General features: G+C 66.2%; 18 protein-coding genes and 1 riboswitch. Of the genes, 8 read left to right on the top strand and 10 right to left on the bottom strand.

The window, feature by feature from the left end; genetic code table 11:
- Nucleotides 1-6: 6 nt before the first annotated feature.
- Nucleotides 7-1,776 (bottom strand): FAD-dependent oxidoreductase, encoded by a 1,770-nt coding sequence (locus ACEN9O_RS00840; protein WP_495615780.1) that lies wholly within the window; start codon nt 1,774-1,776, stop codon nt 7-9.
- Nucleotides 1,777-1,935: 159 nt separating this feature from the next.
- Between ACEN9O_RS00840 and cysM the strand changes: the two genes are divergently transcribed.
- Nucleotides 1,936-2,838 carry a cysteine synthase CysM gene (gene cysM / locus ACEN9O_RS00835; protein WP_495615779.1) on the top strand — a complete coding sequence of 301 codons (903 nt, stop codon included), beginning with the start codon at nt 1,936-1,938 and terminating at the stop codon, nt 2,836-2,838.
- A gap of 60 nt (nt 2,839-2,898) precedes the next feature.
- Here cysM and ACEN9O_RS00830 read toward each other — a convergent pair whose 3' ends face one another.
- The 5 genes from ACEN9O_RS00830 to ACEN9O_RS00810 all read right to left on the bottom strand — a co-directional run bounded on the left by ACEN9O_RS00830 (nt 2,899) and on the right by ACEN9O_RS00810 (nt 8,790).
- The gene (locus ACEN9O_RS00830) at nt 2,899-3,234 is read right to left on the bottom strand and encodes a hypothetical protein (protein ID WP_161087690.1); all 336 of its coding nucleotides are present in this window, start codon (nt 3,232-3,234) and stop codon (nt 2,899-2,901) included.
- A 428-nt stretch (nt 3,235-3,662) separates the two neighbouring features.
- Entirely contained in the window at nt 3,663-4,793 is a 1,131-nt protein-coding gene (mltB, locus tag ACEN9O_RS00825) for a lytic murein transglycosylase B (protein WP_495615778.1), read from the bottom strand.
- Nucleotides 4,784-6,871: a transglutaminase TgpA family protein gene (locus ACEN9O_RS00820; RefSeq protein ID WP_495615777.1), complete on the bottom strand. Its 2,088-nt coding sequence runs from the start codon at nt 6,869-6,871 to the stop codon at nt 4,784-4,786. The genes mltB and ACEN9O_RS00820 overlap by 10 nt, the downstream gene beginning before the upstream one ends.
- Nucleotides 6,868-7,863, bottom strand: coding sequence for a DUF58 domain-containing protein (locus tag ACEN9O_RS00815; protein ID WP_495615776.1), 996 nt, complete (start codon nt 7,861-7,863; stop codon nt 6,868-6,870). Before ACEN9O_RS00815 ends, ACEN9O_RS00820 begins: the two co-directional genes overlap by 4 nt.
- A 6-nt stretch (nt 7,864-7,869) precedes the next feature.
- Nucleotides 7,870-8,790 (bottom strand): AAA family ATPase, encoded by a 921-nt coding sequence (locus tag ACEN9O_RS00810; protein ID WP_495615775.1) that lies wholly within the window; start codon nt 8,788-8,790, stop codon nt 7,870-7,872.
- A gap of 184 nt (nt 8,791-8,974) precedes the next feature.
- On the opposite strand from ACEN9O_RS00810, the gene ACEN9O_RS00805 reads away from it, so the two are divergent.
- Complete coding sequence (locus tag ACEN9O_RS00805; RefSeq protein ID WP_495615774.1) at nt 8,975-9,901, top strand: histone deacetylase family protein; 927 nt, start codon at nt 8,975-8,977, stop codon at nt 9,899-9,901.
- A gap of 20 nt (nt 9,902-9,921) precedes the next feature.
- Here ACEN9O_RS00805 and ACEN9O_RS00800 read toward each other — a convergent pair whose 3' ends face one another.
- Complete coding sequence (locus ACEN9O_RS00800; protein WP_495615773.1) at nt 9,922-10,212, bottom strand: hypothetical protein; 291 nt, start codon at nt 10,210-10,212, stop codon at nt 9,922-9,924.
- Between the two features lie 362 nt (nt 10,213-10,574).
- Nucleotides 10,575-12,560, bottom strand: coding sequence for an OPT family oligopeptide transporter (locus ACEN9O_RS00795; RefSeq protein WP_495615772.1), 1,986 nt, complete (start codon nt 12,558-12,560; stop codon nt 10,575-10,577).
- Nucleotides 12,561-12,693: 133 nt separating this feature from the next.
- Here ACEN9O_RS00795 and ylqF point away from each other — a divergent pair, with 133 nt between their 5' ends.
- On the top strand, nt 12,694-13,644 hold the full coding sequence (gene ylqF, locus ACEN9O_RS00790) for a ribosome biogenesis GTPase YlqF (RefSeq protein ID WP_495615771.1): 951 nt from the start codon (nt 12,694-12,696) through the stop codon (nt 13,642-13,644).
- Between the two features lie 104 nt (nt 13,645-13,748).
- On the opposite strand, the gene ACEN9O_RS00785 is transcribed toward ylqF, so the two are convergent.
- Nucleotides 13,749-14,546, bottom strand: a complete 798-nt coding sequence (locus ACEN9O_RS00785; RefSeq protein WP_495615770.1) for a DODA-type extradiol aromatic ring-opening family dioxygenase — start codon at nt 14,544-14,546, stop codon at nt 13,749-13,751.
- Between the two features lie 111 nt (nt 14,547-14,657).
- Nucleotides 14,658-14,832, top strand: a riboswitch (cobalamin riboswitch).
- A gap of 86 nt (nt 14,833-14,918) precedes the next feature.
- Between ACEN9O_RS00785 and ACEN9O_RS00780 the strand changes: the two genes are divergently transcribed.
- The 5 genes from ACEN9O_RS00780 to ACEN9O_RS00760 all read left to right on the top strand — a co-directional run bounded on the left by ACEN9O_RS00780 (nt 14,919) and on the right by ACEN9O_RS00760 (nt 19,800).
- Nucleotides 14,919-16,928: a TonB-dependent receptor gene (locus ACEN9O_RS00780; RefSeq protein ID WP_495615769.1), complete on the top strand. Its 2,010-nt coding sequence runs from the start codon at nt 14,919-14,921 to the stop codon at nt 16,926-16,928.
- Nucleotides 16,928-17,833 carry a cobalamin-binding protein gene (locus tag ACEN9O_RS00775; RefSeq protein WP_495615768.1) on the top strand — a complete coding sequence of 302 codons (906 nt, stop codon included), beginning with the start codon at nt 16,928-16,930 and terminating at the stop codon, nt 17,831-17,833. Before ACEN9O_RS00780 ends, ACEN9O_RS00775 begins: the two co-directional genes overlap by 1 nt.
- A gap of 84 nt (nt 17,834-17,917) precedes the next feature.
- Nucleotides 17,918-18,583: a thiol:disulfide interchange protein DsbA/DsbL gene (locus tag ACEN9O_RS00770; RefSeq protein WP_495615767.1), complete on the top strand. Its 666-nt coding sequence runs from the start codon at nt 17,918-17,920 to the stop codon at nt 18,581-18,583.
- A gap of 9 nt (nt 18,584-18,592) precedes the next feature.
- Nucleotides 18,593-18,925 (top strand): hypothetical protein, encoded by a 333-nt coding sequence (locus tag ACEN9O_RS00765; protein ID WP_495615766.1) that lies wholly within the window; start codon nt 18,593-18,595, stop codon nt 18,923-18,925.
- Nucleotides 18,926-19,053: 128 nt separating this feature from the next.
- The gene (locus tag ACEN9O_RS00760; protein ID WP_495615765.1) at nt 19,054-19,800 is read left to right on the top strand and encodes an SDR family oxidoreductase; all 747 of its coding nucleotides are present in this window, start codon (nt 19,054-19,056) and stop codon (nt 19,798-19,800) included.
- Nucleotides 19,801-19,806: 6 nt separating this feature from the next.
- Here ACEN9O_RS00760 and ACEN9O_RS00755 read toward each other — a convergent pair whose 3' ends face one another.
- Nucleotides 19,807-20,667, bottom strand: a complete 861-nt coding sequence (locus ACEN9O_RS00755; protein WP_495615764.1) for an efflux RND transporter periplasmic adaptor subunit — start codon at nt 20,665-20,667, stop codon at nt 19,807-19,809.
- Nucleotides 20,668-20,682: the final 15 nt, after the last annotated feature.

Raw genomic sequence — 20,682 nt, 5'->3', positions numbered from 1 at the left:
GACACTTTAGCTGAACACCTTGTCGGCCGGCAGGTTGGCCAGGAAGGCGTGGATCTGCGAGACCACGGCCGCGCCTTCGCCCACCGCCGCGGCGACCCGCTTGGTGGAGCTGGCGCGCACGTCGCCGATGGCGAACACGCCCGGCACGCTGGTCTCCAGCGCCGCCCGTGACGGCAGGTCGCGCGGATACACGCCGTCGGCGAAGTTGGCCCGGCACTGCGCCTTGGTGACGTCGAAGCCGGTGCGGATGAAGCCGTGGGCGTCGACGTCCACGCCGCAGTCGCTGAGCCAGTCCGTGTTCGGATCGGCGCCGATGAACAGGAACACGCGGCAGACGTCGTAGTCGCATTCCTGTTCGTTCAGCGCGTTGCGGATGCGGACCTGCTTCAGGCCGTCGTCATCGCCTTCCAGCGCGACGATTTCCGTGTGCGTGTGCAGCTCGATGTTGGGCGTGGCCTGGATGCGCTCGATCAGGTAGCTGGACATGGTGGAGGCCAGGCTGTCCTTGCGGATCAGCATATGCACCTTGGACGCGTGGCCCGACAGGAACACCGCCGCCTGGCCGGCCGAGTTGCCGCCGCCGACCAGCACGATCTCCTCGGTCTTGCACAGCTTGGCCTCGATCGGCGAAGCCCAGTAGTACACGCCCTTGCCCTCGAACTGGCGCAGGTTGGCCAGCGACGGACGGCGATAGCGCGCGCCGCACGACAGCACCACGGTGCGCGCCTTGAGCCGTTGCAGGCTGCCGCACATTTCCACCTGCAGCGGATAGGTGTCGCAGATCAGGCGGGCGGCCGGGGCGGGGATCGCCACCTCGACGCCGAACTTCTGCGCCTGCACGTAGGCGCGGCCGGCCAGCGCGCGGCCGGAGACGCCGGTGGGGAAGCCCAGGTAGTTCTCGATGCGCGCGCTGGCGGCGGCCTGGCCGCCGTAGGCGCGCGTTTCCAGCGCCAGCACCGACAAGCCTTCGGACGCGGCGTACACCGCCGTCGCCAGGCCGGCGGGGCCGGCGCCGACCACGATCACGTCCCAGATCTTTTCGCTGTCGATCTCGGGCAGCATGCCGAGGCAGCGGCCGATGTCGACCACCGTCGGATTCTTCTTCACCACGCCGTCCGGGCAGACCACCAGCGGCAGCTCTTCCGGCTTGGGCTGGTAGTGCGCCATCAGGTCGGCGGCCTGCTGGTCCAGTTCCGGGTCGAGCACGGTGTGCGGGTGGCCGTTGGCCGACAGGAAGCTTTGCAAGGTGTGGATGCGGCCGTGGCCGCGCGGGCCGACGATCACCGGCCCGCCGGAGTTCTGCTCGATCAGGCCGACGCGGCGCAGGATCAGCGCGCGCACGATGCGCTCGCCCAGGTCGGCATGCGCCACCAGCAGCGCGCGCAGCGACTCGGACGGCACCACCAGCACCTCGACCGCGCCGTCCGCCTTGCCGTTGCCCAGCGACGGCCGGCCCGACAGTTGCGATACTTCGCCGCTGAATTGCCCCGGCTTGTGCGTGGTGATGTAGGATGTGTTGCCGAGGCCGTCGTAGCGGCTGACTTCGATGCCGCCCTTGAGCACCAGCATCAGGCCGAAGCTGGTCTTGCCGGCCTCGAAGATCATTTCACCGTCGTTGAAATGGCGCACATGGCCGAAGCGCATCATGTGCTTGATGTCGGTCGCGCTCAGCGTGGGAAAGATCTGGTGCTGGCGCTTTTCCAGGTCGAGGTTGGATATCGGGGTCGGCTCGTCCGGCGTGTCTTCGGGGAGCAGTTCCATAGGGGTTGTAGCCATGACGATTCCGCGGAAATGAGGGTGGTGACAGGAGTGGTGCAAGTCTAGCGCAAGGCCGGCTCCCGGTGTAAACACTTAGGAGGGAGGCCGGCGCAATACGTGGTCCGCCAACTCGGATTAAAATGCCTGTTTTGGCGAAATAACTGAAGATAGAACACAATGGCTTACAAGACTCTGGAAGACACGATAGGCAACACGCCGCTGGTGCAGCTGACGCGCCTGCCGGGCGCCGACGCGCTGGCACGCAACAACGTCATACTGGGCAAGCTGGAAGGCAATAACCCGGCCGGTTCCGTCAAGGACCGCGCCGCCATGTCCATGCTCAAGCGCGCCGAGGAGCGGGGCGACATCAAGCCGGGCGATACGCTGATCGAGGCGACCAGCGGCAACACCGGCATCGCGCTGGCGATGGCGGCCGCGCTGCGCGGCTACAAGATGCTGCTGCTGATGCCGGAGAACCTGAGCGTGGAGCGGCGCCAGAGCATGGCGGCCTACGGCGCCCAGATCATGTTGACGCCCAAGACCGGCGGCATGGAATACGCGCGCGACATGGCCGAGCAATTGCAGAAGGACGGCAAGGGCATCATCCTCGACCAGTTCGGCAACGCCGACAATTCGCGCGCCCACTACGAAGGCACGGGCCCGGAAATCTGGCGCGACACCGGAGGCCGCGTGACGCACTTCGTCAGCGCCATGGGCACCACCGGCACCATCATGGGGGTGTCGCGTTATCTGAAGGAACAGAATCCCAAGGTGCAGATCATCGGCGCCGAGCCGGAAGAGGGCTCGTCGATCCCCGGCATCCGCAAATGGCCGGAGGCTTACCTGCCCAAGATCTACGACCGCGCGCGGGTCGACCAGGTGGAGGCGGTGTCGCAGGCGGCGGCAGAACGCATGGCGCGCCGCCTGGCTGCCGAGGAGGGCATCTTCTGTGGGATTTCGGCGGCAGGCGCCTGCGAGATTGCGCTGCGCATCTCGCAAACGGTGGAGAACGCAACCATCGTGTTCATCGTTTGCGACCGCGGCGATCGCTATTTGTCGACCGGGGTCTTCCCGGCGTAAGGTGTTGCTACCCTCTCCCCTGGATCAGGGGAGGGAGTCGCTGCAGGACGACGGCTAGAATCAGCTCTGGCCGCCTGGTTCGCCTTCTTTAGGCTTGAACTGCTTGTCGCTGATGCGGAACTTGTTGCGGCGGTCGCCCATCAGGTAACGCAGGTCGCGGATGCTCAGGTCGCTCACTTCGTGCATGCGGATCAGCAGCGAGGCGCCAACCGGCAGGCGGTGGTGGCGGATTTTGCTGATGACCGGCGGCGCGACTTCCAGCGCGCGCGACAGGGCTGCATCGTTTTTCAGACGCAGGTTCTCGATCAGGGTATCGAGCAGGCGGTTGGGATTGTATTGCAGCAGATCATCGCCATCCGCATCGTTGTTCATATCTATGCCGACTTGGTTTGTCATGATTTCGTCTTTTCCTTCTGTAAAGTTGTCCTGCAAAGTACAACACTCGGAGCTCGCTTTGCTGCGTTAATGTTCATCCTTACCAAGGAACGAATTCACACACGGACGGATTCCGGGATAACAAGTTTCATAATATATACACAATTGTACAACAACGCGCCTTCTAATACTCATAAGCAATAAAAAAACCTGATTGCCACGGGTTATTGTTGTCCGGTTGCAACATTGTGTGAGAATTATACACCCTCTTATATGCTAAGCTGCCTGTGCGCACTTTTAATGAACACGCAAAGTTAATTATAAATTAATTTTGTTGTAGAACGGCTTACGTTTGCCGTCCTGTTACCGCAAGTTTGTACAAATAATTTCCAAGTGTCAACTAAACAATACAGCCGGTAAGTCTGTACAGCAACACTCTTTACGCTTCCTTACAAACCGCCGCGCGCCAGACGCACGGCCCGCCCCAGTTCCACCACCGACATCGCATAAAAATAACTGCGGTTGTATTGCGTGATCGTAAAGAAATTATTATTGGCCAGCCAGTACTCGGTTGGTTCGGCGCCGTTCTGCAAGTCCACCAGGCCGTAAGTCTGCTGTTCCGGCACGGGCACCGTGGTGGTGACGCCCGCCGCCGCCAGTTCCTGCGGCCGGTACCTGGCGCTCAAGCCCTGGTTGGTCAGGCTTTCCCAGGCGCGGTTGGGCGAGACGGCGGCGGAGTATACCAGCGGGCCGCCGATGTCGCGTTGCCAACCGTGCGCGGTCAGGAAGGCCGCCACGCTGCCGATGGCGTCGGTGCCGGAGTTGAGCAGGTCGATCTTGCCGCTGCCGTCGAAATCCACCGCGTATTTCATCACGCTGCTGGGCATGAACTGCGGCATGCCGATGGCGCCGGCAAACGAGCCGCGCAGCGACAGCGGATCGATCTCGCTCTGGCGCGCGAACAGCAGCGTGGCCTCCAGCTCGCCGCGGAAGAAGGCCATGCGCTCGGCGCGCTGCGGCGCCTCGGGGTAGGAGAAGGCCAGCGTGGTGAGCGCGTCGATCACGCGGAAGCGGCCGGTGTTGCGGCCGTACACGGTTTCCACGCCGAGGATGCCGACCAGGATTTCCGCCGGCACGCCGTACAGGGCCTCGGCCCGTTCCAGCGCCTCGCGGTTCTCGTTCCAGAACTTGACGCCGTGGTCGATGCGCACCGGGTCGACGATCAGGCGGCTGTAGGCTTGCCAGTTCTTGGGCTTGCCCGGCGGCGCCGGCTTGACCAGCTGCACCGCCGAGTCGACGTAGCGCACCTGGCTCATCAGCGTATTCAGCGCGGCGCGGTCGAAGCCGTCGCGGGTGGCGATGTCGTCGAGGAAGGCGCGCACTTCCTTCCATTCGCCGAAGTTGACGAACTCGCCGACGTAGTCGATCGGCGGCGGGCCCTTCTTGACGGCCGGCGCTTTTTTCTTTGGCTGCATGCTGGGCGGCAGCTTGTAGCCGTAAGGGTCGACGGCGGCCTGTCCGGTCTGGCTTAAGGTGGCGGCGCCCAGCAGCAGGGCGGTAATCAGAGTCTTCATCGGCATAAGGCTAGCAGTTTTTTCAGCGTCGTCAGCGACGCCGAGCGTGATTCGGAACCGGCGACGCCATACTTCAGCGCGCCGTACAGTGTTAAAAATTTCTCCATCGCGGCATGCTTGTCCGGGCTGGCCTGCATGTCGCGCAGGCGGGCGGCGTAGCTGAGCGGGCCTTCGTCCGGGCGGCGCGCGTAACCGTGGCGCGCCTGCTGCCGGCAAAAACGCTGGTACAGCCCGTCCAGCGGCGCCAGCGGCCGCTGTTGCCGCCGCCAGTACCACCCCGCCAGCAGGGCGCACACCGCCGCCGCACCGAGTGCGCTGCGCCAGTTGGCGAAGGCCGAGCTTAGTTCCTCAAGGAAACCTCGCTGCCTCTCTGGATTGTAATCCAGGACCCATTGATTCCAAGCATTATTCAACGCGGCGTAGTGGAATCTGAGCTTGCCCAGCCACGAATTGGGGTCGTTTTGCAGGTTCAGCAAGGGGCCGAGGCCGAATCCGGACGGCTGCGGCAGCGCCTGCGCCAGGTTGTGGGCGATGCGCTCGGGGGCGACGGCGGCGGTCGGGTCGACGCGGCGCCAGCCGGCGCCGGGGGTCCAGAACTCGGCCCAGGCGTGGGCGTCGGACTGGCGCACGGTCAGGTAGCCGTCCACCGGGTTCAGTTCGCCGCCCTGGTAGCCGGTCACCACCCGCGCCGGCACGCCCATGGCGCGCATCAGCACCACGAAGGCGCCGGCGTAGTGCTCGCAGAAGCCGGCCTTGCTGCCGAACAGGAAATCGTCGACCGCGTCGCGCCCCAGCAGCGGCGGTTGCAGCGTGTAGACGTAGCCGCCGTCGTGGAAGCGCTGCATCGCCTGCAGCGCGGCGCCGGCGGCTTCGCGCGCGGACAGCGGGGCGTCGTCGGCGGTGGACGGGGCGGCGGCCCGGCGCAGCGTGCGCGCCAGCGCCAGCGTGCGCGGGTTGTAGCCGGACGGCAGTTCGGTCCAGCGCACCATGCGCTGCGCCTGCTCGTCGGCCTGCACGCGGAAGTCGGTCCAGGCGTTGGCGTCGTAGCGCACGCGCTGCGTGACCGGCTCGCTGGTGAAAAATTCCAGTTCGTCGGAGTCGCGCACGCGGTAGCCGGGCAGCGACAGCATCGGGCCGCTCAGTTCCAGCGCCGCCAGCCAGCGGGTGTTGGTGGGCTCCATCGTGATCTCGTGGCGCAGCGGCTGGCCGCGCGTGCTGATGCTCACTTCCAGGCGTTGCAGGCCGCGCCGGCGCGGCACGCGGGTCCAGGTGCGGCCGTCGTAGTCGCCCAGCACGATGCTGCGCCAGTACAGCTGGTCCTGCGTCGGCATCTTGTTGTCGAGGAAGCGCACGCGGAAGGCCACCGCGTCCGACTGCGCCAGCGAGGACAGCGTGCCCGGCGCCATGCTGTCGGAGATGCCGGTGTGGCCGCTGTGGGCGTCGCCCGGCAGGCCCCACAGCGGGCCCTGGATGCGCGGGAAGCCGACAAACATCAGCAGCGCCAGCGGCGCGGCCAGCAGCGCGGTCTTGGCGGCAGTGCGCAGGCGCTGGAGCAGCGGCGGCACGGCGCCGGTGTACTGGAACGATTGCTGCGCCGTCAGCAGCACGATCAAGGTGGCGCCCATGCACAGCGCGGTCAGCATGGTTTGCGAGTAGAAGAAATTCGTCAGCAGCACGAAGAAGCTGAGGAAGATCACCACGAACAGGTCGCGCCGGGCGCGCATTTCCAGCAGCTTGAGGGCCAGCAGCAGCGCCAGCATGGCGACGCCGGCGTCGCGCCCCAGCAGCGTGTGGTAGCTGCGGTAGACGCCGGCCATCGCGGCCAGCGACACCGGCAGCAGCAGCCACAGCGGCGGCATGCGCTTGCCGCGCCAGGTGATGGCGGCGCGCCACAGCAGCGTGCCGCACACGACGGCGCTGGTCCACAGCGGCAGGTGCTCGAAGTGCGGCGCCAGCACCATCAGCGCGGCGGCCAGCAGCAGCAGGGTGTCGGACTTGTCGCGCGTCAGGCGCAGCGCCAGGCGCGCGCGCGCGCCGGCGCCGGCGCTGGTGCCGGCGCTGGCAGGCGGCAACGCGGCGCTCATGCCTGTCCCTCGCGGCCGAACAGCGCCAGCGCGCGCAGGCAGGCGGCCTGGTGGGCGTCGCCCAGCGCCGGGCCGTATTCGTGCTGCGCCAGGCGGAAGGTGTAGGGCAGGGCGCGCCGCTCGGCCTCCAGCACCCAGCCCGCCATGCGCGAGAGCTTACGTTCCAGGTCCATCTGCAGCGGCAGTTCGGCGAAGTCGAGGCACAGCTCGGCCACCGCGCCGCCGTCGAAATGCTTGGTGACCAGCTGCCCGCCCAGCGCCGGATCGTGGCGGGCGATCTGGCGCCAGGCCAGGTGGCGCATCGGGTCGCCCGGCTGGTAGCTGCGGATGCCGGCGAAATTGTCCAGCCCGACGGTGCCGTGGCCGTCCTCGCTGGCGGCGCCGCTGGACGGCAGCGGTTGCGCCGGCACTTCCGGCGCCGGATACACCAGCGCCCTGAGCTCCGGCCGCCAGTAGCTCCAGGCGCGGAACAGGCCCAGCGGGAAGCGCGTGACCAGGCGGATGCGCGGCGCCTGCAGCCAGCCGCGCTCGGTGGTGGCGGTCGACAGCCGCACCGCGCTGGCGCCGCCGGCCGGGATGTCGGTGACCTGGCGCGGCTCGCCGTCGGCCTGGAAGCCCAGCCAGACGGCGTAGCGATCGAGCTTGCCGCGGTTGTGCAGGTGCAGTTCGAACTGCGCCTCCTCGCCGGCAAACACCGCCTGCGCGCGGCCGGGCGCGAGCTGCAGGCGGGCCAGGTTGCCGGCGGTCTGCACCATGTCGGCCACGGCGCAGGCGCCGGCAAAGAAGGTCAGCGCGAAGCCCAGGCCGAGGTTGTAGTTGAGGGCGCCGATCAGCATCAGCAGCAGCAGGCCGGCGAAGGCCAGGCCCGGCCGGGTCGGCACGATGAAGACGCGGCGCATCGTCAGCGTGACCTCGCCCGGTTCGCTGGGGCCCAGCTGGAACAGCCACTTGTCGCGGGCCTTCCGATAGAGCGATGACAGCGGGCCGCCCATGGCCGCCTAGACCGGCACCGACTTTTGCAGTTGCAGCACCAGGTCGCGGCTGGCCAGCGCCACGCCGTGCGCCGACTTCAGCGGCCGCAGCCGGTGCGCGCACACCGGCACCAGCACCGCCTGCACATCCTCCGGCAGCACGTGGTCGCGGCCCTCGAGCGCGGCCCAGGCGCGCGCGGCCTGCAGCAGCGCGATGGCGGCGCGCGGGCTCATGCCCTCGGCGAACAGGCCGTTCTGGCGCGAGGCGGCGGCCAGCGCCTGCACGTAGTCGATCAGCGCCGGCGCCGCGTGGATCTGCCTGAGCGACAGCTGCGCCCCGGCCAGCTCGGCCGGCGTCATGGCCGGCGGCAGGGCCTTGAGCAGCACGCGGCGGTCCTCGCCCATCAGCAGCGCGCGCTCGGCGGCGGCGTCCGGGTAGCCCAGCGACAGGCACATGAGGAAGCGGTCCAGCTGCGATTCGGGCAGCGGGAAGGTGCCGATCTGGTGGGTGGGGTTTTGCGTGGCGATGACGAAGAACGGTTCCGGCAGCGGCCGGGTGACGCCGTCGGCGCTGACCTGGCGCTCCTCCATCGCCTCCAGCAGGCCGGACTGGGTCTTGGGCGTGGCGCGGTTGATCTCGTCGGCCAGCAGCACCTGCGTGAAGATGGGCCCGGGGTGGAACACGAAGCCGTTCTTCTCGCGCTCGTAGATCGAGATGCCGTTGACGTCGGCCGGCAGCAGGTCGCTGGTGAACTGGATGCGGTTGAAGCGCAGCCCCAGCGAGATGGCCAGCGCATGCGCCAGCGTGGTCTTGCCCACGCCCGGCACGTCCTCGACCAGCAGGTGGCCGCCGGCCAGCAGGCAGGTCAGCGCCTGGCGGATTTGCAGGTCCTTGCCGACGATGATGCTGCCGACCTGCCGGGCCACGGCATGCAGTTTTGTGTACATGGTATCGATGGGAGTTGATCGCTGTACAGATTCTATGCGAGAAACTGCCCAGGCGATACCATGCGGCACGGCGGTTTGGCCTTCGTTTGGTAATTGCTTTTTTGTTCATTTAGTGGCGGCGGACGGGCCGGCCCGCGCGATATCTATGGTAGATTAGCGCCTACAAGCAGCAGATACCCGCCACATGACCACAGCCATCTACAGCCATCCCGATTGCGCCCGCCACGACATGGGCGACTGGCACCCCGAATCCCCCGCGCGCCTGCAGGCGATCGCCGACCAGCTGATCGCCTCGCAGATCAGCGACCTGCTGGACCATCGCGAGGCGCCGCTGGTGGACATCGCGGACCTGGAACGCAACCACAGCGGCAACGCCATCGCCATCGTGCGCGACAACGTGCCGGCGCCCGGCTGCACCTACCCGATCGACGGCGACACCTCGCTCAACCACTACAGCTGGCAGGCCGCCCAGCGCGCCGCCGGCGCCGCCGTGGCCGCGACCGACGCCGTCATCGACGGCGAGATCGACAACGCCTTCTGCTCGGTGCGTCCACCCGGCCACCATGCGCGGCCGGTGGAGCCGATGGGCTTCTGCCTGTTCAACAACGTCGCCGTGGCGGCCAAGCACGCGCTGGACGCGCGCGGTCTGGCACGGGTGGCGGTGGTGGATTTCGACGTCCACCACGGCAACGGCACCGAGGAGGCGCTGCTGGACGAGCCGCGTGCGCTGATGGTCAGCTTCTACCAGCATCCGTTTTATCCGTACACGGAGCCGCTGCCGGTCGGCGGCCACATGGTCAACGTGCCGGTGCCGGCCCACACCAAGGGCGACGCGGTGCGCCAGATCGTGCTGGAGCAATGGCTGCCGGCGCTGCACGCGTTCAAGCCGGAGATGATCTTCATCTCGGCCGGCTTCGACGCCCACCGCGAGGACGACATCGGCGGCATGGGCCTGGTCGAGGCAGATTACGCGTGGATGACGCAGCAGGTGATGGAGGTGGCGCGGCTGTACGCCAAGGGCCGCATCGTCAGCTGCCTTGAGGGCGGCTACAACCTGTCGGCGCTGGGGCGCAGCGTGGTGGCGCATGTGAAGGCGCTGGCCGACCTGTGATCGCAGATGTCGGTGCGGGATCAGTGATCGTCGCTCAATTGATCGACTTCGCGGCGATAGCGCGGCAGGCGGCGCTCCAGTGTGTTTTGCGATTGATGGTTGGCGTGTTCCACCAGCGCCAGTGCGGTGGTTAGCGCGTCGCTCATCGATTTCGCGGCGACGGTCATGGCGTCGGCGGCGGACAGGGGCTGCTTGGCGGCGCGCTGCTGCAAGCGGTCGCGCAGGCGGGCCGCATTGGCCCAGGTTTTTTTGCCGGGCAGTAGTATCCAGAGATCGCGCCACGCGTTGCGGCCGTCGCCGGCAATCTGCATGTGATGGTCGCTTCCACCGGCGACAGCGTGCTGCCGCTCTGGCGCAGAAAGTTTTCCAGTTCGGAGTATGCAGCGGGTGGCAGTTCACAGGTACGTGCGGCATTCATGCTCGTTCTCCTTGCGCGTTTGATCTTGTTTTGTCTCGTTCCGTCTCGTTAGACCTTGTGCGCTGCACAAAGTTCAAACGAGACAAAACGAGACAGAACAAGACACGCAAACGAGCACGAATGCCGCACGGGCTGATTTTTGCATGGGGCGTCTATACTGGCGGCATGAAAATTCGAGGCCATTCGAGCTGAACCTGTTCAAATGAAAACGCCCTGCGGACTGGCAGGGCGTTGGACTTCAGGCGGGGTGCCGCATCAGGCGGCGACGTTGCGGCCGCTGGTGGCCGACCAGCGGTACAAGCCCCACACCATGGCGACGCCGAGGATCAGCGCGATGACCATGGTCTGCGCCTCGCTCAGCGAGTTGGCGATGGCCAGCGGCTCGCCCTTGCCGGTGACCACGATCAGGCCGGCCAGCGCGACGTTGAACAGGCTCTCGCCGACGATGAAGCCCGACATCACCAGCACGCCCAGGCGCTTGGCGGTGTCGCCGCCGACCTTGTGCTCCATCGCGCGGTCGAACAGGTAGCCGGTCACGGCGCCGATGCACACCGGCGTGATCACGGCGCTCGGCAGGTAGATCGCCAGCCCCACGCCCAGCGGCGGCAGCGAGTACTTGCCGTTGCTGGACTTCTTCAGCGCGAAGTTGATCGCCACCAGCACCAGGCCGACCAGCGCGCCATAGCCCAGCAGGTCCCAGCGCAGCTGGCCGCCGATGACGCCCTTGGCCAGCGTCGAGATCAGCAGCGCCTGCGGCGCGGCCAGCGGCTGGTCCGAGATCGAATTGAGGTTGGGCGCGCCGACGAAGCCGTTCGCGTGATTGAGCAGCTCCAGCACCGGCGGCACCACGCAGGAACCGGCGATCACGCCGATCAGCAGGCCGACCTGCTGCTTCCAAGGCGTGGCGTCGACCAGCTGACCGGTCTTCAGGTCCTGCAGGTTGTCGTTGCCGATCACCGCCACCGCCAGCACCACGGTGGTGACGAACAGCGCGTAGGCGATCAGCGCCTGCGCCACTTCAGGACCCATGATGCTGCGGCCCACCATGCCCACGCTCAGCGCGGCGCCGAGAATGGTCAGGATGGCGATGCCGGACACCGGCGAATTCGAGGAGCCGATCAGGCCCGCCATGTAGCCGCAGACGGCGGCGGCGAACATGCCGGCGATCAGGATGTAGCCGATGCCGACCGCCACCAGCGGGAACGCCAGCGACGACAGCGGGCCGCCCTGCAGGAAGCTGGCCAGCAGCCAGCCGGCCGGCACCATCGACAGCAGCGTGACCAGGCCGACCACGAAGATCGGCAGGTCCTGTTCGGTGCGGTCCAGCACGCCGCCATTGAGCTTGGCCTTGCGGGCCGATTCCATCGCCGACTTCAGGCCGCCCAGGATGGGCTTGGCCAGGCCGGCCAGCGTGATGATCGCGGCCATGCCGATCACGCCGGCGCCCATCATGCGCACTTCCTTGGACCAGATGCCCAGCGCGTGGGCGCTGGCGTCGACGCCGGCGGCGGCCGGCGACAGGGACGTCATCAAGGGCACCATGATGCCCCAGGCGATGACCAGGCCGGCCAGCATCGCGATGCCGACCGTGATGCCCATCAGGTGGCCGGCGCCGATCAGGGCCAGCGAGCTCGATGCGCCGATGCCGGTGGCGCCCGCGCCAGTGCGGAAGTAGATCGCCACTTCGCCGGCCATCAGCTTGACGGCGGCGCCGGCGGCAAACACGGCGGAGGCCACGCTGCCCCAGATCACGGCCCACAGGCCGGCCTTGCCCTCGGCGGCGCCGGCGCGCGAGGCCATGCCGACCTTGAGCACTTCGGCGGCGGCCACGCCCTCGGGATACGGCAGGTCGGACTGCGACACCAGCGCGCGGCGCAGCGGCATCGTGTACATCACGCCCAGCACGCCGCCGATGGCGCAGGCGCCGAAGGTGGGCCAGAACGGCACCTTGGCCCACCAGCCCACCATCAGCAGGCCGGGCAGCACGAAGATCACCGACGCCAGCGTGCCGGCGGCCGAGGCGATGGTCTGGACGATGTTGTTTTCCTGGATGGTGGCGTCCTTGAAGGCGCTCAGCAGCGCCATCGAGATGACGGCCGCCGGGATCGAGGTGGCGAAGGTCAGGCCCACTTTCAGGCCGAGGTAGACCTGAGCGGCCGTGAATACCAGCGTTATCAGAATGCCCAGGATAATGCCGCGAAGGGTGATTTCCTTCGGGTTGGACGGTGCAGCTATGCTCATCTTCAGCACTCCGGTGGAGAAATAATATTGTTTATATAATCAGAAAAAGGGAAAAGCGCCTCATGATATCCGAAGTCCCGGCGGGCCAGCAGGTAAAATAGCGGATTGTCAGAACGAATTTGAAGGTCAGAGCATGTCGATACAATGGTACCCGGGGCACATGAACGCCGCCAAGAAAAAGGCGGCCGAGCAGATGGAGAACACCGATCTGGTGATCGAGGTGGTCGACGCGCGCCTGCCCGAGGCCAGCACCAATCCGATGGTGGAGGAGCTGCGCAAGTTCCGCCAGCGTCCGTGCCTGAAGATCCTCAACAAGATCGACCTGGCCGATCCGGCCGCCACGGCGGCCTGGGTGGCCTACTACAACGCGCAGGAGGGCGTGACCGCGTTCGCGATGACGACCAAGAAGCCGGCCGACGTCGCGCGCGTGCCGGAACTGGCCAAGCAGCTGGCGCCGCACCGCGGCGTGCCGACCAAGCCGCTGCGCATCATGATCATGGGGATCCCCAACGTCGGCAAGTCGACGCTGATGAACGCGCTGCTGAAAAAGCGCGTGGCCAAGGTCGGTGACGAGCCGGCGGTGACCAAGCAGCAGCAGAAGCTTTACCTGGACAAGAACACCATCCTGGTCGACACGCCGGGCATGCTGTGGCCGAAGATCGCGCTGCCGAGCGACGGTTTGATGCTGGCCGCCAGCCACGCGATCGGCTCGAACGCGCTGATCGAGGAGGAAGTGGCGGTGTTCCTGGCCGACGAGATGCTGAAGTATTACCCGCAGCTGCTGGTGGCACGTTACGGCTTCAAGGACATCGAGAGCTTCGACGGCATCGCGGTGGTGGAGGGCGTGGCGGCCAAGCGCGGCTTCCGCCAGAAGGGCGGCGACCTCGATTTCGAGAAGGCGTCGCACACCTTCCTGGGCGACTACCGCAGCGGCATCCTGGGCCGCATCTCGCTGGAGACGCCGGCCAGCCGCAAGGAGCGGCTGGCGGTGCATGATGCCGAGATGGCGGTCAAGGCCGCCGAGAAGGCCGCCATCGCCGCCGCCAAGGCCGAAGCCTACGCCAACGGCAAGCGCGGCACCTGACCCCCGTCGTTCCGCATCGGCGGACCGCCGCGCAGGCGGGAACCTATGCTGAGCTAACTGCGCAGGCGAAGTATGGATTCCCGCCTGCGCGGGAATGACGGCGCCTAGCCGAAGCGGAAGCTCGACACCGCTAGCGATCCCATGAACGCGTCCTCGTGATACGGCACGGACGCCGCGTCGTTCTCCGACGCGCCCAGCACCACCATCAACGGCAGCAGATGCTCCTCGCGCGGATGCGCCATGCGCGCGGCCGGCGCCTGCTCCCACTCCATCAACCGCGCCGTGCGTTCCCGCGGCGGCAGCGCCATCGTCGCGCGCAGCCAGCCGTCGAAGGCGTGCGAGGCCGCCGCGCCCTGGGCGTTGAAGGCGCGCAGATTGTGGTAACTCAGCCCGCTGCCGACGATCAGCACACCCTGCTCGCGCAAGGGCGCCAGCAAACGCCCCACTTCCAGGTGCGTCAACGGATCGAGGCCGCGCTTGAGCGACAACTGCACGATGGGCACGTCCGCATCCGGATAGACCGGATACATGGCGCTGAAGGTGCCGTGGTCGAAGCCGCGCTGCGCGTCCAGCTGCGCCGGGTAACCGCCCGCATCCAGCAACTGCTGGACCTGCGCCGCCAGCTCCGGCGAACCCGGTGCGCTGTAACGCACCTCATAGGTATGCGGCGGGAAGCCGCCATAGTCGTAGATCATAGTCGGCCTGGCCGACGACGACAGCGTGAAGTCACGCTCCTCCCAATGCGCGGTAATCACCAGCACCGCCTTCGGCGTCACGCCGAGCTGGCGCGGGATATCGCGCAGCGAGGCGTCCAGCTGGCCGTACAGATGGCCCACCTGGTCCATCATGAACGGCCACGGGCCGCCGCCGTGGGAGAGGAAATAGCTAGGCAAGATAGTCATGGCAAAACTCCGGTTTGAGTATGACCTCACTATAAAGAGCGCAGCCGTGGTAATCAATGCACGAAATATAGATAGGTCCTATCCAAAATGTGAATCATCCAGGACGCAAGCGTATAATGCCGGGGTTCTGGTGCTTGCCCATGTGCTCACATGCGCAGTTAAACGGGAAACACAAGGCCACCCGCGCAGACAGTGCGACGGCCAAGGTGTGCTGCCCCCGCAACGGTAACGCGAGGCTCTTTTCAGCCTTGCCAGCCCGGATATCGGCCAGACAGGGGGAAGCGCGCAGTGACAAGTTCCGCGCGGCTTCCGTACACTTCCGGCTTGCGGGGACGCAGGCGGATGTCTCTTTTGAAAATGACCTGACCTGACATGCATTCCTCCGCTTTCCAACCGCGCCTGCTGGCCGCCGCTGTAGCCCTGTGCTTTGCCGCCGCAGTTCCCGCCACCGTATCGGCGCAAGTTGCCGCCAGCAACAGCGCAGTCGCCCAGGTGCTCGCGCCGGTGGTCGTCGTCACCGGCTCGCGCTTCGACGCCGACGCGGCGCTGGCTCCGATCGGCGCCATCGTCATCACGGCCGAGGACATCCAGCGCGCTGGCGCCAACGACGTCAACTCCGCGATCCGCAAAGTGGGCGGCGTGTATGGCCGCCAAAGCCTGGACGGCAGCCCGGACTTCAGCCTGGATTTGCGCGGCTTCGGCGCCAACAGCAGCCAGAACATGGTGATCGTGCTGGATGGCGTGCGCCTGTCGGAAAATGAACTGAGCAACGCCATCCTGTCGACCATCCCGATCGACACCGTGGACCACATCGAAATCACGCGCGGCGGCGCCAGCGTGTTGTACGGCGACGGCGCCACCGGCGGCGTGATCAACATCGTCACCAAGCGGCCGGAAAAGAACAGCCGCCGCGGCAGCGTGTTCGTCGAGGGCGGCCAGTTCCGCGCCGGCGAAGCGCGCGTGTCCGGCTTCCAGGCCTGGGACGGCTTCGCCGCCGACGCCACGCTGGACACCCAGCGCACCGACAACTACCGCGACAACAACGAATTCAAGCAGACCCACTTCAGCGGCGGCGCGCAATGGTTCGACAACGCCGGCCGCGCGGGCTTCCGCTACGAAGGCGCACGCCAGGACATGCGCTTTGCCGGCGCGCTGAACGAAGCCCAGTACAACGCCAACCCGCGCCAGGCTTCGACCCCCAACAACTACGGCAGCCTCGATAGCGACCGTTTCACCGCCTTCGGCCAGCGCCGCATCGGCGCTTACGAATTGGCGGCCGACCTGTCGTACCGGAAGAAGACGGCAGAAGCGACTTACTTCGGCTCCCAAGGCCCTAGCACTTACACTCTCGACAGCAAGCAGACCCAGTTCTCGCCGCGCGTGCGCCGCCTGGGCGAGTTTGGCGGTCTGCTGAACGAGATGGTGGCAGGCTTCGACTGGACCGTATGGAATCGCGTCAGTACCGACAGCAACCATTTCTCGGCTGCCGACGCCACGCAGCATTCGAAAGCGCTGTATATCCGCGATGAACTGCGTTTCGACGCCGCCCATGAAGGCCGCGTCTCGGCCGGCGTGCGCCGCGAAATCTTCAACAAGGACTTTAGCGATCCGCTGAACATCTACGGCACCAACACCTACAAATTGGCGCAGGGCCTGAATGCGTGGGAACTGCAAGCGAGTTACATGCCGGTTGCCCACCTGACCGTGTACGGCAAGGCCGGCCAGAGCTACCGTGTCGCCAACGCCGATGAAAACGGCTACACCGTCGACACCAACAAGGTGCTGCTGGCACCGCAGCAGTCGCACGACCTGGAGTTGGGCGTCAGCTACGGCACCGTCGCGCAGAAGGTCACCGGCCGTGTGTTCCGCCACAACCTGACCAACGAGATTTTCTACGATCCGACGGCCAACCTCGGCAACGGCGCCAACACCAACCTGGCGCCGACCCGCCGCGAAGGCTTCGAACTCGATGCAGAACAGCGCATCAGCGCCGACTGGAACCTCACCGCGCATTACCAGCACGTGGATGCCAAGTTTACCGAAGGCTCCAACAACGGCAAGGAGATGGTGCTGGTGCCGAAGAACACGCTGACCGCGCGCCTGAGCTGGACCCCAGCCAGCGGCCACACCGCCGATGTCGGCGTGCAGTGGGTGGATAGCCAGCGTTACGGTGGTGACTTCAACAACGACTGCTCGGCCCAGATCCCGTCCTACACCACGCTCGACGCGCGCTATGCCCGCAAGCTGGGCCGGTGGGAGTTCGCCGTGTCGGGCCAGAACCTGGCCGACAAGCGCTACTTCTCCGAAGCTTACGGTTGCAAGTACGGCATCTACACCGCCGACGGCCGCCAGCTGAAACTGTCGGCCCGCTACGAGTTCTGATGCACGCCATGACCACGACCGTTCGCCACGCTCTGCCGCTGCTGCCGCTGCTGGCGCTGGCGTGCGCACCGCTCTGCGCCCACGCCGCCATCACGGTGCAGGACGACGCCGGCAACAGCGTCGCCGTCGCCAAGCCGGCGCAGCGCATCATCTCGATGGCGCCGCACATTACCGAGCTGCTGTTCGCGGCCGGCGGCGGCGAGCGCGTGGTCGGCGTGATGAACTACAGCGACTACCCGGAAGCGGCCAAGCGCATCCCGCAGGTGGGCAGCAACGCCACCATCGACATGGAACACGTGCTGGCGCTGCGCCCGGACCTGCTGGTGGTCTGGAAAAGCGGGAACACCGCGCGCCAGCTGGAACAGCTGAAAAGCCTGGGCATCCCGGTCTTCTACAGCGATCCGCAAAAGCTGGACGAAGTGGCCACCAGCCTGACCCGCCTGGGCCAGCTGATGGGCACCGAGGCCGCCGCGCAAAAGGCGGCACAGGACTACCGCCAGAAGATCGCCAAACTCTCGGCCACCTACGCGCAACGGCCGACGGTGCGGGTGTTCTACCAGATCTGGGAAAAGCCGCTCTTCACCCTCAGCGGTGAGCACATCGTCAGCGACGCGATCCGCGTCTGCGGCGGCCAGAACGTGTTCGCCGCGCTGAAGGTGCCGGCGCCCACCGTCAGCACCGAGGCGGTATTGCAGGAAAACCCGGAAGCCATCTTCGGCGGCGACCAGCACGATGCCGAATCCGGCATCAACATCTGGAAGCGCTACAAGGGCATGCTGGCGGTCCAGCGCGGCAACCTGTTCATGCTGGACGGTGAGCAGCTGGTGCGCGCCACGCCGCGCGTCGCCGACGGCGTCGCCTTGCTGTGCGAACGGCTGGAGACGGCGCGCCGGCGCCGGCCCTGAGGTTTAACGCCTCCTTAATTTGCACATCGTGGAAAAAGTGGTAATCTCGCGGCGTTTGCCACTCACCCAAGATGAAGGACTGTTATGCGTTTCCTGAGCTTCCTGCGCCCCCTGATTGCCACCGCCGCCTTCATGGCCGCCGCCGCCGGCGCCCATGCCGCCGATTTCAAGAACGGCCTGGATTTCAACACGCTGGACGGGACCAGCCGTCCGGACACCGGCAAGAAGGTCGAGGTGCTGGAAGTGTTCATGTACCACTGCCCGCATTGCAACGCGCTCGACGCGCCGCTGGCGGACTGGGTCAAGAAGCAGGGCGACAAGATCGTATTCCGCCGCATGCACCTGGGCGAGGACGCGCAAGCGAAGGCCTTCTTCACGCTGGAAGCGATGAACGCGCTGGGCAACGGCCTGCACGAGAAGTTCTTCCACACCATCCACGTCGAGCACAACCGCCTCAACACCGACCAGTCCATCCTGGACTTCGTCGTGAAGAATGGCGTCGACAAGGCCAAATATCTGGAATTTTTCAATTCCTTCGCGGTCCAAACCAAGATGAAACGTGGCGTGCAACTGGCAAACCAGTATAAACTGGACAGCGCGCCGGCCCTGGTGATCGATGGTCACTACGTGACCTCGCCAGCCATCGCCGGGCACGGCCTGGCGACCGTTCCCGAGGCGCACGCGAAGATGTTTGCGGTGATGGACAGCCTGGTAGCCAAGTCGGCCCAGGAACGCGCCGGCAAGAAGTAAGGGGAAAATATGAAAGAGATCAGCGACGAACGCAAGGCGGCCGAGGGCGAGGTCATGAAGATCTACAAGGAGTCTTCGCCGGTCATCGAAACCCTGTTCGAATGGGCCTACATCAACCACGTGGCATGGAGCCTGGCAGTGCTGGCGCTGGGCTTCATCGTCTGGTTGCTGATCGCGCTGACCAACGCCGAGAACCAGCGCAACGCGCTGATGACCAAGCAGTGCGCCGATCCCGTCTTCAAGGGAGAACTCGACAAGAAGTGCCTGCGCAGCGTGCAATCGCGCGAGCACTGGTGGCAGCACGTCGGCTACGCGCTGACCCACGTCAGCCCGGAAAAATAAGCATGACCTCGGCCCGCAACAGCGGGCTTTTTTACCCCGCACCGCCAAGTGGGGTCGGACCCCGGCGGGGGTCCGACCCCTAAGTTGTGCGGCTGGCGTGCCGCTTAGGCATACGGGGGAGAACTACAATGAAACAAGTGATACTGGTCACCGGCAGCAGCCGGGGCATAGGCGCGGCGACCGCGCTGATGGCGAGCCGGCGCGGCTACGCCGTCTGCATTAATTACCTGAACGACGCCCAGGCTGCCGACCGGCTGCACGCGCAGATCGTCGCCGAGGGCGGCGAGGCGATCGCCGTGCAGGCCGACGTCAGCGTGGAGGCCGATGTCCAGCGCCTGTTCGCCACCATCGACGAGGATCTGGGGCCGTTGACGGCGCTGGTCAATAACGTCGGCATCCTGGAGCAGCAGTGCCGGCTGACAGAGATGTCAGTGGAGCGCCTGCAGCGCGTGTTCACCACCAATGTGATCAGCTATTTCTTGTGCAGCAAAGAGGCGGTCAGGCGCATGTCGACCGCCCATGGCGGGCAGGGTGGCGGCATCGTCAACCTGTCTTCCGGCGCCGCCAGGCACGGCGCGCCCAACGTCTACATCGACTACGCCTCGTCCAAGGGCGCGATCGACGTGATGACCCTGGGCCTGTCGAAGGAAGTGGCGGCCGAGGGCATACGGGTGAACTGCGTCCGGCCGGGCATGATCTATACCGACATCCACGCCAGCGGCGGCGATCCTGGCCGCGTGGCGCGGCTCGAATCGAACGTGCCGATGCTGCGCGGCGGCCAGCCCGAGGAAATCGCGGAGACGATCTTGTGGCTGCTCGGCCCTCAATCGTCCTACGTCAGCGGCGCCATCGTCGACGCGGCCGGCGCGCGCTAGCAAACCTTAGCCGTGGATCACCACGGTGCAGGTGGTGCCGGCCACCAGTTCGAGCGCTTTCGGCTGCCGGTCGATGTGGATGCGCACCGGCACGCGCTGCGCCAGCCGCACCCAGTTGAAGGTGGGGTTGACGTCGGCCAGCAGTTCGCGGCCGGTGTTGGCGTCGCGGTCGGTGATGCCGTGGGCGATGCTTTCGATATGGCCTTGCAGCTGGGCCGCGCCACTCATCAGGTGCACTTCGACGGCGTCGTTCACTTTCAGCAGCGGCAGCTTGGTCTCCTCGAAATAACCGACCACGTAGAACGAGGCGCTGTCGATCATCGCCAGCTTGGCCGCGCCGACGGCGGCGAAGTCGCCCGCATGCACGTTCAGGTTGGTGACGTAGCCGGTGACGGGTGCGCGCACCACCGTGCGTTCCAGGTTCAGCTCCGCCAGCTTGCGCGTCGCCAGCGCGGCTTGATACTGCGCCGTCGCGGTGCCAACCGCGAATTCCGCCGTCTCCTTGCTCTCGGCCGAGATGATGGAATTATCCAGCCCCGCGCGGCGGCTGGCCTCCTTGCTGCGCCGGCCTTGCTCCACCTGCTGCGACGCCAGCATGGCATTGGCCTGCGCCAGCGCGCTTTGATAGCGGGCGTGGTCCACCACGAACAGCACGTCGCCCTGTTTGACCAGCTGGTTATCGCGCACCATCACTGCGGTCACGGTGCCGGCGACGTCGGCGCTGATGGTGACCACGTCGGCCTTGACACGGCCGTCGCGGGTCCAGGCGGATTCCATGTAGCGGTCCCAGGCCGAGCGTCCCATCCACAGGGCGGCTGCCAGCAGCAGCATGGTCAGGAAAAAACGGAAGATTTTGGATGCACTCACGGTGGGCTTTCTTTC

This window comes from Duganella sp. Dugasp78 (genome assembly GCF_059491455.1).
Note: the sequence above shows the minus strand (reverse complement) of the source record. Positions and strands in the feature narration are given on the sequence as shown.

Bases quoted from the DNA above. Each gene is read 5' to 3' on its own strand.
- ACEN9O_RS00765 (WP_495615766.1), top strand. From the start codon at position 18,593: ATGAAAGAGATCAGCGACGAACGCAAGGCGGCCGAGGGCGAGGTCATG.
- ACEN9O_RS00770 (WP_495615767.1), top strand. From the start codon at position 17,918: ATGCGTTTCCTGAGCTTCCTGCGCCCCCTGATTGCCACCGCCGCCTTC.
- ACEN9O_RS00760 (WP_495615765.1), top strand. From the start codon at position 19,054: ATGAAACAAGTGATACTGGTCACCGGCAGCAGCCGGGGCATAGGCGCG.
- ACEN9O_RS00780 (WP_495615769.1), top strand. From the start codon at position 14,919: ATGCATTCCTCCGCTTTCCAACCGCGCCTGCTGGCCGCCGCTGTAGCC.
- ACEN9O_RS00820 (WP_495615777.1), bottom strand. From the start codon at position 6,871: ATGAGCGCCGCGTTGCCGCCTGCCAGCGCCGGCACCAGCGCCGGCGCC.
- ACEN9O_RS00810 (WP_495615775.1), bottom strand. From the start codon at position 8,790: ATGTACACAAAACTGCATGCCGTGGCCCGGCAGGTCGGCAGCATCATC.
- ACEN9O_RS00830 (WP_161087690.1), bottom strand. From the start codon at position 3,234: ATGACAAACCAAGTCGGCATAGATATGAACAACGATGCGGATGGCGAT.
- ACEN9O_RS00795 (WP_495615772.1), bottom strand. From the start codon at position 12,560: ATGAGCATAGCTGCACCGTCCAACCCGAAGGAAATCACCCTTCGCGGC.
- mltB (WP_495615778.1), bottom strand. From the start codon at position 4,793: ATGCCGATGAAGACTCTGATTACCGCCCTGCTGCTGGGCGCCGCCACC.
- ACEN9O_RS00805 (WP_495615774.1), top strand. From the start codon at position 8,975: ATGACCACAGCCATCTACAGCCATCCCGATTGCGCCCGCCACGACATG.
- cysM (WP_495615779.1), top strand. From the start codon at position 1,936: ATGGCTTACAAGACTCTGGAAGACACGATAGGCAACACGCCGCTGGTG.
- ylqF (WP_495615771.1), top strand. From the start codon at position 12,694: ATGTCGATACAATGGTACCCGGGGCACATGAACGCCGCCAAGAAAAAG.
- ACEN9O_RS00785 (WP_495615770.1), bottom strand. From the start codon at position 14,546: ATGACTATCTTGCCTAGCTATTTCCTCTCCCACGGCGGCGGCCCGTGG.
- ACEN9O_RS00800 (WP_495615773.1), bottom strand. From the start codon at position 10,212: ATGCAGATTGCCGGCGACGGCCGCAACGCGTGGCGCGATCTCTGGATA.
- ACEN9O_RS00815 (WP_495615776.1), bottom strand. From the start codon at position 7,863: ATGGGCGGCCCGCTGTCATCGCTCTATCGGAAGGCCCGCGACAAGTGG.
- ACEN9O_RS00775 (WP_495615768.1), top strand. From the start codon at position 16,928: ATGCACGCCATGACCACGACCGTTCGCCACGCTCTGCCGCTGCTGCCG.
- ACEN9O_RS00840 (WP_495615780.1), bottom strand. From the start codon at position 1,776: ATGGCTACAACCCCTATGGAACTGCTCCCCGAAGACACGCCGGACGAG.